The sequence below is a fragment of the Paraferrimonas sedimenticola genome (assembly GCF_002282855.1).
Taxonomy (GTDB): domain Bacteria; phylum Pseudomonadota; class Gammaproteobacteria; order Enterobacterales; family Shewanellaceae; genus Paraferrimonas; species Paraferrimonas sedimenticola.
Genome location: NZ_NRIR01000004.1, coordinates 214,808 through 228,019, shown reverse-complemented (window position 1 = coordinate 228,019; position 13,212 = coordinate 214,808). Strand labels below are relative to the sequence as shown.

15 protein-coding genes are annotated in these 13,212 nt (G+C 51.7%); 7 read left to right on the top strand and 8 right to left on the bottom strand.

Translation table 11 applies throughout. The annotated features are described in order from the left end of the window. Positions 1-7 precede the first annotated feature (7 nt). Together CLC93_RS09050 and CLC93_RS09045 are read right to left on the bottom strand one after the other, a co-directional pair. Complete coding sequence (locus tag CLC93_RS09050; protein WP_141237370.1) at positions 8-532, bottom strand: SRPBCC family protein; 525 nt, start codon at positions 530-532, stop codon at positions 8-10. 69 nt (positions 533-601) lie between these two features. Further along, positions 602-1,780 carry an MFS transporter gene (locus tag CLC93_RS09045; RefSeq protein WP_095505749.1) on the bottom strand — a complete coding sequence of 393 codons (1,179 nt, stop codon included), beginning with the start codon at positions 1,778-1,780 and terminating at the stop codon, positions 602-604. A gap of 93 nt (positions 1,781-1,873) precedes the next feature. On the opposite strand from CLC93_RS09045, the gene CLC93_RS17720 reads away from it, so the two are divergent. Together CLC93_RS17720 and CLC93_RS09040 are read left to right on the top strand one after the other, a co-directional pair. Further along, a complete protein-coding gene (locus CLC93_RS17720; RefSeq protein WP_169902927.1) occupies positions 1,874-2,227 on the top strand; it encodes a hypothetical protein in 354 nt (117 codons plus the stop codon). Between the two features lie 32 nt (positions 2,228-2,259). After that, positions 2,260-3,405 (top strand): tetratricopeptide repeat protein, encoded by a 1,146-nt coding sequence (locus CLC93_RS09040; protein WP_169902926.1) that lies wholly within the window; start codon positions 2,260-2,262, stop codon positions 3,403-3,405. 21 nt (positions 3,406-3,426) lie between these two features. Here CLC93_RS09040 and ppa read toward each other — a convergent pair whose 3' ends face one another. The 3 genes from ppa to CLC93_RS09025 all read right to left on the bottom strand — a co-directional run bounded on the left by ppa (position 3,427) and on the right by CLC93_RS09025 (position 6,609). Beyond that, the gene (gene ppa, locus CLC93_RS09035) at positions 3,427-3,957 is read right to left on the bottom strand and encodes an inorganic diphosphatase (protein WP_095505636.1); all 531 of its coding nucleotides are present in this window, start codon (positions 3,955-3,957) and stop codon (positions 3,427-3,429) included. A gap of 71 nt (positions 3,958-4,028) precedes the next feature. Then, a complete protein-coding gene (locus CLC93_RS09030) occupies positions 4,029-4,991 on the bottom strand; it encodes a class 1 fructose-bisphosphatase (RefSeq protein ID WP_095505635.1) in 963 nt (320 codons plus the stop codon). A 295-nt stretch (positions 4,992-5,286) separates the two neighbouring features. Further along, complete coding sequence (locus CLC93_RS09025) at positions 5,287-6,609, bottom strand: Na+/H+ antiporter NhaC family protein (RefSeq protein WP_245837133.1); 1,323 nt, start codon at positions 6,607-6,609, stop codon at positions 5,287-5,289. A 230-nt stretch (positions 6,610-6,839) separates the two neighbouring features. Here CLC93_RS09025 and mpl point away from each other — a divergent pair, with 230 nt between their 5' ends. Genes mpl through trmB form a run of 5 tightly spaced genes read left to right on the top strand, consistent with a single transcriptional unit; the run spans position 6,840 to position 11,205 of the window. Further along, complete coding sequence (gene mpl / locus CLC93_RS09020; protein WP_095505633.1) at positions 6,840-8,204, top strand: UDP-N-acetylmuramate:L-alanyl-gamma-D-glutamyl-meso-diaminopimelate ligase; 1,365 nt, start codon at positions 6,840-6,842, stop codon at positions 8,202-8,204. Further along, positions 8,191-8,817 (top strand): flavin prenyltransferase UbiX, encoded by a 627-nt coding sequence (locus tag CLC93_RS09015; protein WP_095505632.1) that lies wholly within the window; start codon positions 8,191-8,193, stop codon positions 8,815-8,817. Before mpl ends, CLC93_RS09015 begins: the two co-directional genes overlap by 14 nt. Before the next feature lie 14 nt (positions 8,818-8,831). Beyond that, on the top strand, positions 8,832-9,767 hold the full coding sequence (locus tag CLC93_RS09010; RefSeq protein WP_095505631.1) for an ABC transporter ATP-binding protein: 936 nt from the start codon (positions 8,832-8,834) through the stop codon (positions 9,765-9,767). Then, on the top strand, positions 9,764-10,534 hold the full coding sequence (locus tag CLC93_RS09005; RefSeq protein ID WP_095505630.1) for an ABC transporter permease: 771 nt from the start codon (positions 9,764-9,766) through the stop codon (positions 10,532-10,534). The genes CLC93_RS09010 and CLC93_RS09005 overlap by 4 nt, the downstream gene beginning before the upstream one ends. Positions 10,535-10,545: 11 nt before the next feature. Continuing rightward, entirely contained in the window at positions 10,546-11,205 is a 660-nt protein-coding gene (trmB, locus tag CLC93_RS09000) for a tRNA (guanine(46)-N(7))-methyltransferase TrmB (protein WP_095505629.1), read from the top strand. Here trmB and CLC93_RS08995 read toward each other — a convergent pair. From CLC93_RS08995 to panC, 3 genes are all read right to left on the bottom strand, one after another. Further along, complete coding sequence (locus CLC93_RS08995) at positions 11,202-11,714, bottom strand: hypothetical protein (RefSeq protein ID WP_141237369.1); 513 nt, start codon at positions 11,712-11,714, stop codon at positions 11,202-11,204. The two genes, trmB and CLC93_RS08995, sit on opposite strands and share 4 nt — an antisense overlap. A gap of 174 nt (positions 11,715-11,888) precedes the next feature. Beyond that, positions 11,889-12,269, bottom strand: coding sequence for an aspartate 1-decarboxylase (panD, locus tag CLC93_RS08990; RefSeq protein ID WP_095505627.1), 381 nt, complete (start codon positions 12,267-12,269; stop codon positions 11,889-11,891). Positions 12,270-12,363: 94 nt separating this feature from the next. Beyond that, complete coding sequence (panC, locus tag CLC93_RS08985; protein WP_095505626.1) at positions 12,364-13,212, bottom strand: pantoate--beta-alanine ligase; 849 nt, start codon at positions 13,210-13,212, stop codon at positions 12,364-12,366.

Below are 13,212 nucleotides of genomic sequence, written 5' to 3'. Positions count from 1 at the left end.
ATTCGAGTTACTGCTGAGTCTCCACTTGTTGCCTGAGTTTGTCCAATCCTTTTTGGAAGTTTTTCGACACAGCAACACGGGTAAACCAGGCCATGTAAGGGCCGACAATTGGCTGGCTGAATTCGCCGCGCATTTCCCAAAATACTCGAGTGGCACTTAAGCCGTGGGCTTGGTAGTAGACGCGTCCTTCAGCGGTATTCGAGCCCACTTGCATGCGGTAGTTAACCCCTTGGTCAAGATCCGCGTGGGTGATCTCCAGCGCGCCTTTTTGACGGCCTTGGTTATCGAACCAGGCCTGGTTGGCGCCTGCGCCAAAACTCTGCTCGCCGAGTTTGAGCTCTAAATCCGGGTTGTTGTGTTGCCAAGGGCTCCAATCGGGCCAGCGACTCAAGTCGGCCACCATGGGGTGAATTTGCTCGGAAGAGGCTTGAATACGCACTTCTTGGCGCACCAGATACTGACTGGGAAGCAGAAAACCACCGACGATAAACGCCAACATCAAGCCTGCTACCAAGTAACTCAGTATTTTCACTATTACCTCCCGCACTCTAGTGTTGGCTTAATTAAAGTGGTTAACGGGTGGTTTTTCCAGCCAGCGAGCTTACGACTCGCTGACTTGGACCTTTGCACTAACTAAACGGGTTTCGTTGCCACGCTCAGGGTTAGTTGGGATAAACTGCGCCAGAATCAGCGAGCAGGCGGCCAACAGGGCGCCAAAGTAGAACACGGCACTGGGGTTGATGACCCACACCAGACCCAGCAGGGCGGGAATAACCACGGCCGCGATGTGATTGATGGTGAAGCTAATACCTGCGGTGGCGGCAATATCTGCCGGGCGAGCAATTTTTTGGAAGTAGGTTTTAATCGCAATTGCCATCGCAAACAACAGGTGGTCAATCACGTACAGGGCTGCCGCCATCCACGCCACTTCAACCAGGGCATAGCTGATAAACACTAGCATTAAGCCCACGTACTCAATAGTAAGCGCGCGGTGCTCACCAATGCGGCTAATGAACTTACCGATACGTTTGGCAAAAAGCAGGTTAAACACATAGTTAATCAAGAACAGCGCGGTCACTTGCGACACTGAGTAGCCGAATTTCTCGACCATCATGAAGCCGGCGAATACCATGAAAATTTGACGACGGGCTCCAGAGAAGAACAGCAGGGCGTAGTACAGCCAATAGTCTTTTCTTAAGATCAGTTTTTGTTCTTGCGCTGTGCATTGTTTAAAGCGCGGAAAGTAAACCCACAGCGCGATGGTCATCACCAGCCCCAGGCCGCCAATTAAGGCATAGGTGACTTGGTAGTCCACTTCTAGCCAGCTCATCAACAACCAAATACTAGCATAAGCGCTGAGTGCAGCCGCGGCTTTCCAAGCCAAGGCTTCACCCAAGAAGGTGGCGGTTTGTTTCTTGTCGACCCATTGCAGAGTCAGGGATTGGTTGACGGTTTCAAAGTAGTGAAAGCCAATGCTCATTAGCACTGTGGTTAAATACAGGCCGATGACGCTGGGGAAAAATCCGGTTACCGCGACCCCAATACAGGTCAGGCCCAAAGCCAAAAAGGCAAAGCTTTGCTCTTTTAGCACCAGCAGCACAAACACCGCAGTAAAGGCCAAAAACCCAGGTACTTCGCGTAGGCTTTGCAGCAGGCCTATCTCTTCTCCAGTGAAGCTCGCGCGTTCAATCACGAAATTGTTCAACAGTACTTGCCACACTGAGAAGACTAGCGACATCACAAAAATCATCAGTAGCAAGAGTTGTTTTTGTTGTTTCATGATTTCCAATTCCGTTGATTTTATGTTGCTATGGTAACTCAAACTGGTCATTAAACGCTGCCTTGAACTAAGCTTAAACAGAGATTTCTGAAAATGTTTCACCAACTGGTAGTCAGTGGAGGCTGTAAGCGAGTGACACCCCCTTGGTCATTGGCCGTGATCATGACAGTACTGTTTTGTACGAGCGTGCAAGCCGGGTCTGTCGTGGTACGCAATACCAACCAAGACTATGACGCCTTTGCAGTGCGTGACGAGAAGAAACGCCAATATCAAAGGCAAGAGGCCATTAGATTGCAACAATCGTTACGTATTGTGCGGGCCGTGCCCTTGGGGTGTGTAATCTACCCAAATCACCAGTTACCTTGGCTGTGTAGCCCCTATTATCCCCTGCCTACTCAAGCATGGGGAACCGCTCTGAGCGACAACAACTCACGAGGACAACGCTAGCCCAAATCGCCACTACAATACGGGAGTTCCAAATGCAGAAAACGCTGTTCTTGCTCCTTCTAGCCCTGCTAACGGGTTGTGCTACCGCGCCTGCGGTGCAAGATTCCATGGTTGTGCCATTTGTCGATTCTGCGTTCACTCAAGAAATACCACCACCCGATAGGCAACAAGCCCTACACCTGACCTCCGAGCAAAGCATTCAGCTAAAACACGCGTTTAGTAGGGATCGTAAAAAATTACTCGCCCATGAATGGCTAGCGCAGGAGTTGTCGGCCAAAAGTGGCAAATTTACCTATCGCGATCGCCTTTCAGCACTGCCTAATGAGACCTATCAAGCGCGCGAGGGCAATTGTTTGTCGCTGGTGCTTTTAACCTCGGCCATGGCGCGAGAGCTGGGCGTGGAAGTGGTCTATCGCGAAGTTAAAGTGGAGCCAGTGTGGGATAGAGACTCTGGTTATTTGCTGATTAATGACCATATCAATATCGAACTCAAACCCGAGCGCAGAGCTAATACTGTGCTCACATCGACGCAATCGTATGTCGTGGATTTTTTACCGCAACGGGCGATACAAGGCTATCGAGTGAATCACATCAACGAGCGTGAGCTGTTGTCGATGCTTTACAACAACTTGGCCGCTGAACGCCTGATAGATGGAGAGCTCGACGCCGCCTATTGGCTGGCGAAAGCCTCGCTAGAGCAAGACCCGACTTTCTTGCCAGCGGTAAACACACTAGCGCTGATTTATCGTCGTAAAGGGTTAGAAAAAGACGCCGAGGCGGCCTATCGTTTCGCTATGGCGCACGATCCCAAGGACCTCACCAGCCTTAACAACTTTGCCGTACTGTTGGCGGATCAGGGTCGCTTAGAGGAGTGGGCGCAAATTCATCGCACCGTTGAGTTAACCCGTCTACGCAATCCGTACCACTACTTTGACCAAGCCGAAGCGGCTTTAGCGGCGCAAAACTATGAGTTGGCGATTCACTTTTACCAGAAAGCGCTGGATCGAGCAGACTACCGTCATGAATTCCACTATGGACTGGCGAAAGCCTACGCGCAAAGCGGAGAGATTGCCCGTGCTAAGAATTCGCTGGATAGAGCGCTTAAGTTTGCCTCGTCAGATTCAGCCAATAAAAAACGCTACCAGAGCAAACTGGCAGCGTTCTCAGCATTCGAATAGCCGTTCGTGCAGCTTAGTGAATTAGGCTTTTTCGTAGCGCTCTGCGCTGGATAGGATTTCAGCGCGGGCTGCTGCTACGTCATCCCAACCATCAACTTTAACCCACTTGCCGTCTTCAAGGTCTTTGTAACGCTCGAAGAACTGCTGGATCTGTGCTTTTAGCAGAGGATCGATGTCATCAACGTCGTTGATGTGATCGTAGCTCTTGCTCACTTTGGTGTGAGGTACAGCGAATACTTTGGCATCTTCGCCAGACTCGTCGGTCATCTTCAACACGCCAACTGGACGGGCGCGGATTACAGAACCAGGCTGCAGTGGGTATGGGCTAGGTACCAATACGTCTACTGGGTCGCCGTCCAAGCTTAGCGTGTTGTTCACGTAACCGTAGTTACATGGGTAGAACATAGGCGCGCTCATGAAGCGGTCAACAAATACCGCACCAGAATCTTTGTCTACTTCGTATTTGATTGGATCGTGGTTTTGAGGGATCTCGATTACCACGTAAATGTCGTCTGGCAGAGACTTTCCGGCAGGAACATTGTTCAAGCTCATTGGATTTTATCCTTCACTGTTTTGATGTGGCGCTATTATAGCGCCACCAAATTGAAAATCTAAATTCGACCTTAGCCGTGATATTTCAAGCACTCGGTCACTTCGTCGCGGGAGCCTAAAACGACCGCTACGCGTTGGTGAATGCCTTCGGGCTGAATGTCCAAAATGTCTTGGTAACCGGTTGAGGCGAGTCCTCCGGCTTGTTCTACCAGCAAGGCCATTGGATTGGCTTCGTACATCAGACGAAGCTTGTACGGCTTGGCTGGATTTTTGGTGTCGGTTGGGTAGGTAAAGATACCACCGCGACTAAGCACACGATGAACGTCGCCAACCATGGCGGCAATCCAACGCATGTTGAAGTTTTTACCACGAACGCCGGTGTCGCCTTTTAGAAGGTCAGCGATGTAGTTTTGCATGGCCGGCTCCCAGAAACGCTGGTTCGACATATTGATGGCGAACTCTTGGGTAGTGGCAGGAATTTGCATGGCGTCGTCAATTAGCAGGAAGTCACCGCTAATCGGGTCGAGAGTATACAGCTGAGTGCCTTTGCCTGTGCTGATGGCCATCAAGCTGGATGGGCCGTAAAGCACGTAACCGGCGGCTAACTGTTGGCGCCCCGGTTGTAGGAAACTGTCTTGAGTCAACTCGCCCTCTGGTGCAGGCAAAATCGAGAAGATGGTGCCAACCAGGCTATTGATGTCGATGTTTGACGAACCGTCTAGTGGGTCAAAGCTCACCAAAAAACGGCCGTTAGGGTTTAGCGCAACCACATCGTCTTCTTCTTCTGAGGCAATGCCTTTAACTAAGTCGAGCTTGGCCAAACCATCTTTGATAAGGTCGTTGGCAATCACGTCCAGTTTCTTTTGGGTTTCCCCTTGAACGTTCTCGCTCTCGGTGGCGCCGAGAATACCAGCAAGGGCGCCGCGACGTACGTCGTGGCTAATTTGGGCGCTAATTTGGGCAAGGGCTTGCAGTAGCTGCGACAGTTCCGCGTCGACTTTGCGGGAGGTCAGATCCTGACTAAAGGATTGCATTCTGGCTTCCTATGAAAAAAGAATGAATTAACGGGCGCTAATCATAGCGGAAAAGCAGGGGTTCGTCATGCCCCCTGCGGGGTGTGATTCTCGCGTACTTAGCGTGTCATCCCCGCGTAACTAGCGTGTCATTCCCGCGAAAGCGGGAATCTAGCCAACTGCTGTTAGCAGTTAGGTGGATCCCCAGTCGAGCTGGGGATGACGAACAATGACGCAGGGGATGACGAACATTGACGCTAATGCTGACAGCAATGACGTGTCCCTGCGCCGGGAATTACGCTTATTTGAAACAGACCTAGCGCTTACGCCAAATCACCACAGCGATTGCCACCACAGCCAACAACATGCAGTAGTAAGCCTGGCTTACCGCCGCTAACGGGCTAATCAAGAAGGCCGATGACAACAGCAGCGCTTGTGCACCGTAGGGCAACAGGCCCTGTACGATACAAGCGAAGATGTCCAGAATCGAAGCGGCGCGCTTCGGAGCCACCTGATGCTTAGTGGCCAGCTCTTTAGCCAGATCACCAGCCACAATAATCGATACTGTGTTGTTAGCCACACAGGTATTGGTAAAGGATACCAGCCCCGCCATACCCAGCTCAGCGGCGCGAGTTGAGGCATCGCCACCTTTACTTGAGTACTTCACGATCAAACGCTGAATAATGCTAGAGACAAATGCCAGACCGCCTTGTTGTTGCATCAAAGCTGCTAGACCGCCAACCAACATCGACAGAATGAAGATCTCCTGCATGTTGCCAAAGCCCGCATAGACGTCTTGGCCAAACTGAATCACACCGTAATCGGATAGCATGACGCCACTCAAACCGGCAAACAAAATACCTGCGGTCAACACCACGAACACGTTCACACCGGCCACGGCCAAAATCAGAATCGCGATATAGGGCAGCACTTTGATCAGCTCGTAATCTTGCTGTTCAACCACGGCTTCACCGGTACCAATGAAGACAAAAATGACTAGGGTAATCAGTGAGGCTGGAATGGCAAAGATCAGGTTTTCGCGAAACTTATCTTTCATGCCACACCCCTGAGTGCGGGTTGAGGCAATGGTGGTATCCGAGATAATCGACAAGTTGTCACCGAACATGGCGCCAGACAGAATCGCGCCAGCCATCAATGCTGGCTCAATCCCCGCTTGCTGAGCGACACCCAACGCAATCGGAGCAACCGCCGCGAGGGTGCCCATTGAGGTACCCATAGAGGTTGAGATAAAGGCTGCGATTAAGAAGAAGCCAGGCAGCAACAAGCTAGCTGGAATCAGGCTCAAGCCCAAAGCAACGGTGGCATCCACACCACCTGTGGCTTTACCTACCGCAGCAAACGCACCGGCTAGCAGGTAAATCAAACACATGGTGATGATGTTGGAATGGCCAACACCAGAGACAAAAGTACCAATGGCTTTATTGAGCTTTTGTTTACTCAAAATGATCGCCAGCAAAATTGCCGGCAGGATCGCTACAACACTTGGCAATTGATAGAAGGCGAAGTCGACTCCCTGCGACTGGAAGTACAGACCGGCGCCAATGAATAGAACTAAAAATAGCGCTAGCGGTATTAGGGCTATGGCGCGTGGCTGAATGTCAGAAGTTGATTCGCTCAAAATGCTTCTCTTTACAATATTTGAGGGTGGTTCCTATGCTGCGAAAGATTATAAGAATTCGCTAACCATGTCAATTTAGACGTCTAGACGTTTTTGCCGCTAGAATGCTCTTTGGCTCACACTATTTATAAAAGCAGCTATCGCTTGGTCGCTCTTGGACAGGGGGATCGCCAGCGGGGTACAATGTGCGGCTTATGAGAATCCAAACAGTTCAGATTAGGTAGTCCTTGATGCACATACACATTTTGGGGATTTGCGGCACTTTTATGGGGGGCTTGGCGCTATTGGCCCGTGCCATGGGGCACAAAGTGACCGGCGCGGATGCCAACGTTTATCCGCCGATGAGTACCCAGCTAGAACAGCAAGGCATTGAGCTCATTCAAGGCTGGGATCCATCCCAGCTCGACAGCCAACCAGACTTGGTAGTGATTGGCAACGCCATGAGCCGTGGCAACCCTTGCGTTGAAGCCGTGCTAGATAGAGGCTTGGCCTACACTAGCGGACCAGAATTCTTAAGTCGCCATGTGCTGCAAGGACGCTGGGTGTTGGCGGTTTCTGGCACCCATGGCAAGACCACCACTGCCAGTATGCTGGCCTGGATTCTCGAATACGCCGGTTATAAGCCGGGCTATTTGATTGGCGGTGTACCGCAAAACTTTGGCGTGTCTGCCCGCCTTGGCGAGTCAGATTTCTTCGTGGTAGAGGCGGACGAGTACGACTCGGCTTTCTTCGACAAGCGTTCTAAGTTTGTTCATTACCGCCCTAAGACTCTAGTTATCAACAACCTAGAGTTTGACCACGCCGACATCTTTGACGACCTAGGGGCCATTCAAAAGCAGTTTCACCACCTCATTCGCATGGTGCCGTCCTTAGGCCAGATTATTTATCCGCAGGATTGCGAGGCAATCACTCAGGTGTTGGAGATGGGCTGCTGGAGCGAGCAAGTGGCTGTGGGACCGGCAGGTTGGAATGTTAAAGCGCATAACCCTAGCGCCAGCCAGTTGGGCTGCTATTCTGGCGAAACACTCAAAGCCGAGTTCAGCTGGCCTATGATTGGGGAGCACAACGCCAACAATGCCTTGATGGCTATTTTGGCTGCCCGTCATGTGGGGGTCGAGCCGCAAACCTCTGCCGAAGCCTTGGCACAATTCGAACCGCCAAAACGCCGTTTAGAGCTAATCGGCACGCCAGGTAATATTGCGGTTTACGACGATTTTGCCCACCACCCAACGGCGATAACCACCACTTTAGCGGGCTTGCGCGCACAAGTGGGCTCAAAGCGCCTAATCGCCGTATTAGAACCCAGATCCGCCACTATGAAGCGCGGGGTTCATCAACAGACGCTAGCCGCCTCGTTAAAAGATGCCGACAGCGCTTTGGTGTATCAGCCGCCGGGTTTGAGCTGGGACCTCAGCGAAGCCATGGCCGACGCTCCTATTCCGGTACAAGTCTGCTCGGATGTTGACCAGCTACGCGAGGCGATATGTGCACAAGCCCAGCCGGGCGACAGTGTGGTGATCATGAGTAACGGTGGTTTTAACGGACTGCACCAATCCTTGCTAGCTCAATTGGAGACTCAACATGGCCCAAGCTAAGCCAGCCATTACGCTCGCCTTTACCGGTGCATCCGGCGCCGGCTACGGTCTGCGATTACTTCAGCAGTTGCTGTCGCAAGGCTATCCTGTGTACTTGATGATCTCATCAGCAGCGCGAGTGGTTTTTAAAACTGAAGAGGGCTTAGGGCTTTCGGCCAAACCCGAACAAGCCACCGAACAACTGATACAAGCACTGGGCTGTGGTGAAGGCTTACTGAAGGTGTTTGGCAAAGAAGACTGGTTCTCGCCGGTGGCGTCAGGCTCCTCGGCACCTAAGTGTATGGTGATTTGTCCTTGTTCTACGGGCACCTTAGCGGCTGTGGCCACTGGTATGAGCAACAATTTAATTGAGCGCGCCGCCGATGTGGTGCTCAAAGAGCGAGGCACTCTGATTTTGGCACCGCGGGAGACCCCGTTACACGCCACTCATCTGGAGCATATGCTGAGCTTGACCCGCCAAGGCGCTGTGGTCATGCCGTTGGCTCCTGGGTTCTATAGTGAACCTCAAAGTATTCAAGACCTTATCGATTTTATGGTGGCGCGTATTTTAGAGCATCTAAACGTTCCACAAACCCTAATGGCGCCCTGGGGCTACCAGAAGCCATCGAAATAACAGAAGTTAGTTAAATGACTCAAGAATCTCCTTTAGCCTTGGAAATAAAAGGGCTAACTAAAACCTATGCCGGCGGCGTACAAGCCCTGAAAGGCATTGACCTCAGTGTGGAGCAGGGCGACTTTTACGCCTTACTAGGCCCAAACGGCGCCGGTAAATCCACCACCATAGGCATCATCAGTTCATTGGTTCACCGCGGCGAGGGTAGCGTTAAGGTGTTTGGCCATGACTTGGCTGACGAGCTTGAGCTGGCCAAGCAATGCATTGGTTTGGTACCGCAAGAATTTAACTTCAACCAGTTCGAGAAAGTGCTGCAGATTGTGGTGAACCAAGCGGGTTACTACGGCGTGCCACGCAAACTAGCTTACGAGCGCGCCGAGCACTATTTGTCCCAGTTGGACCTGTGGGAAAAGCGCGACTCTCGTGCCCGCGAGCTTTCCGGCGGCATGAAGCGTCGACTGATGATCGCCCGTGCTCTCATGCACCAGCCTAAACTCCTGATTCTCGATGAGCCAACCGCTGGGGTGGACATCGAATTGCGTCGCAGCATGTGGGACTTCTTGCGCAAGATAAACGGCGAAGGGGTCACCATTATTCTGACTACCCACTATCTCGAAGAAGCCGAGATGCTGTGTCGCAACATTGGCATCATCGACAAGGGCACGCTGGTTGAGAACACCAGTATGAAGTCCTTGTTGGCCAAGCTGCACCTAGAAACCTTTGTTTTGGATATCAGCGCCAATTCAGAGTTTGAGTTGACCAGCTGTCCATGGCGTCGAGTGGACGAGCATTCCATTGAGATTGATGTGGAAAAAGACCAGGGTCTAAATCCGGTATTTGCCGAGTTGACCGAGAAGGGCGTGCAAGTGCTGTCGATGCGCAACAAAGCCAACCGTTTGGAAGAGTTATTTGTGGGGCTGGTGGAAGCCGGCAAAGGAGGTGCTGCATGAACGCCATCTACTGGATTGCCTTTAAGAGCATCTTAATCAAAGAAGTGAATCGCTTTACACGTATCTGGGTGCAAACCATTTTGCCGTCAGCGATCACCATGACGCTGTATTTCCTGATTTTCGGCAACCTGATTGGTAGTCGAATTGGCGAAATGGCTGGCGTTAGCTACATGGAATTCATTGCCCCTGGTCTTATCATGATGGCGGTGATCACCAATTCCTTCTCCAACGTTGCTTCGAGTTTCTTCAGCGCTAAGTTCCAGCGTAACCTCGAAGAGCTACTGGTGGCGCCAGTGCCAAACTACGTAATCATTGGCGGCTATGTGGGCGGCGGGGTGACCCGTGGCTTGCTGGTGGGCACCTTGGTGACCCTAGTGGCTCAATTCTTTATTCCAATGCAGTTTCACAACATGCTGGTGGTAGTGCTGACCGTGCTGATGACAAGCGTATTGTTTGCCTTGGCCGGTTTGATTAACGCGGTATTCGCACGCACCTACGATGACATTTCTATCGTACCCACCTTCGTGCTGACACCACTGACTTACCTAGGTGGCGTGTTCTACTCGCTCACCTTGCTACCGGACTTTTGGCAAGGCGTTTCGGCGCTAAACCCTGTGGTGTACATGATCAACGCCTTCCGCTACGGCTTTTTGGGGATTGCTGACATATCCTTAACTGTGTCCTTTTCGGTGATCTTAGGCTTCATCGCTGCGTTTTATGGAACCGCCCATTATCTGATTAAGCACGGCAAAGGCCTGCGTAGCTAGTTGAGGCAGAAATGTCAGATTCGAGAGTCATAGTCTCTAATCAAGCGGGATTACACGAATCCCTTGATGACGTGGTGCGCAAGCATTTGACGCACCCGTTTCAAAAGCCTTTTGCTGAGCATACGGTCAGTGAATTTGAACGCCTGAATGAGATTGTTCAGGCCAGCTCGCGTCCGCTGATTTTGGACTCCTGCTGCGGTGTGGGTGAGAGCACGGCTAATTTGGCGGCTCGTCACCCTGATGCCTTGGTGATTGGTTTAGACAAATCCGCTCACCGGATTAACAAGCACGTTGATAACTATCAGGGTGAAGACGGTGAGTATTTGCTGGCGCGGGTGGACCTCAACGATTTTTGGCGGCTAGCGCTGGACGCTGGCTGGCGGCCAACCCATCACTATTTACTTTACCCCAACCCTTGGCCCAAATCCAAGCACCTGCAGCGACGTTGGCATGGCGCGGCGGTTTTCCCAACCCTAGTGGCGTTGGGAGGTAAACTTGAGCTCAGAAGCAACTGGCCTGTGTATTTGCAGGAATTTCAGCGGGCATTGGAAATTGCAGGGCACAACAGTCAGTTTGGGCCATTAGCTCAACAGCCGGCGCTAACCCCGTTTGAGCGCAAGTATGCGGCCTCTGGGCAGCCTTTGTATCAACTGGTGGCTGAATTAGGCTAGGGGTTCTCTATTTCTTCTGGGGTTTGAATTAGCTCGTCTCGGTAAGTTTCCAATCGCACTATGTACAACAGGTTGTCGGAAACTAAGTTGTTGTAGTGCTGGCGCACTTTGAGCTGGGATTTGGCAAAAGCCGCGTCGCTTTGACCTTGCTTTTGCCAATAGCGGCGGCGCTCCAAGGTTTTCAGTTCGCTTTCTTTGAGTAGTTCTAGGTAATCGTTTTCTTGCTGGATGCGCGAGATTTCGGTGGCGATTTGCTCGAGCATCTGCTCTTGCGGAAGGTCTTGGCTTTGTAGCAGTTCCACTAGGGTTATTAGCTTGTCGCCTTTGACCGGGTCGTTGGAGATTTCGAAGGTAAAGCCGTGGGAGTAGCTGACTTCGCTTTCACGGTACTCTTTGGGGCAGGAGGTTTGGCTGAACACGATTTTGTCTTCGTGGACACACTTAAACACCTGAGCGTGCACAGTATTGGACAATAGTCCAAACAGAATGAGAGCTATCGCGGTGCGCATTGCCATCCTATGGCCACCCCTTAAGTCAGCCTGTTAGCGCTTACACGCTACAGGTTAAGCATTTGTTATAGAGCCAATTATAAGCACGACTTTGCCGAAGATAAAAGAGTGCAGCAGAAAAAATGGCCAATAAAAAAGCTCCCAATTGGGAGCTTTTTTAGAAGAGTTTACCGCTTAGGCAACCTGGACCGGGATAGCCTTGGAGGTGCGGATCATCTCGTTGTCCTGGTTTAGGTATACCAGCGACGGCTTGTGCTTCTCGGCTTCAGCCGCATCGTAGTTGCCGTAGGCACAGATAATGATGCGATCGCCAGGAGAGGCTTGGTGCGCAGCAGCGCCGTTCACCGAGATAATGCGAGAACCGCGCTCAGCTGAAATGGCGTAAGTGGTAAAACGCTTACCATTGTCGATGTTGTAAATCTGGATTTGTTCGTTTTCCAGAATGTTGGCAGCATCCAGCATGTCTTGGTCGATGGCGCATGAGCCTTCGTACTCTAGCTCCGCGTGAGTTACGCGAGCCTGGTGCAGCTTGCCAATGAGCATAATACGTTGCATACAGGCGAAATCCTCGAGTTCAATTCCTGTCTAGGACTAAAAAGTTGTGTGAACTATATCTTAGTTGGCCAGTAAATGACAACTCTGTGAACGCTTATGACAGCTGCACTGGCAGGTTATCGATAAGTCGAGGCTTGCCCAAAAAGGCGGCAGCAAAGATCACCAAATCGGTATCGCCGAAACTCGCTAGTGCCAGGTCGTGAGTGCGGCGAACTTCGAGATAATCCACCTCAAAACCCTGTTCATTAAGCGTTTTTATTGCGGCATTGACGGCGCTCTGGATATCGGCACCATTGCGCAACTGCTCGGCTAGGGCCTGTAGCTGACGCTGTAACAAAGGCGCAATCGCGCGTTCTTCTTCGGTGAGATAACCGTTGCGCGAACTCATGGCCAAGCCATCGTCGTGGCGAGCGGTAGGCACGGCGACTATCTCTATTGGCATCGCCAAGTCGGCCACCATGGTGCGAATCACTTGCAGCTGCTGAAAATCTTTCATGCCAAAGCAGGCGAAATCCGGCTGGACCAAATTAAACAGCTTGGCCACCACTGTGGTAACGCCGCGAAAGTGGCCGGGACGGGAAGCGCCGCACAGGCAATCGGTGATACCTGGCACGTCTACCGTGGTTTGCGCCTCTAGGCCTTTGGGATAAATGGTGCTTTCGGTGGGCAGATATAGCAGGTCGGCACCGCGCTCACGCAAAAATTGAGCGTCTGCCGCCAGTGTGCGTGGATAGCTGTCCAAGTCTTCGTTGGCGCCAAATTGCATTGGGTTGACGAAAATTGAAACCACCACCTTGTCGGCTTTGGCTTTGGCGGCGTCCACCAAGGACAAGTGCCCTTCGTGTAGGTTGCCCATGGTCGGCACAAACGCCACTGTCAGGCCTTGGGTGCGCCACTCGCTGATGTGCTGGCGCAGTAATTCGTTTTGGCTAACTTGATACAT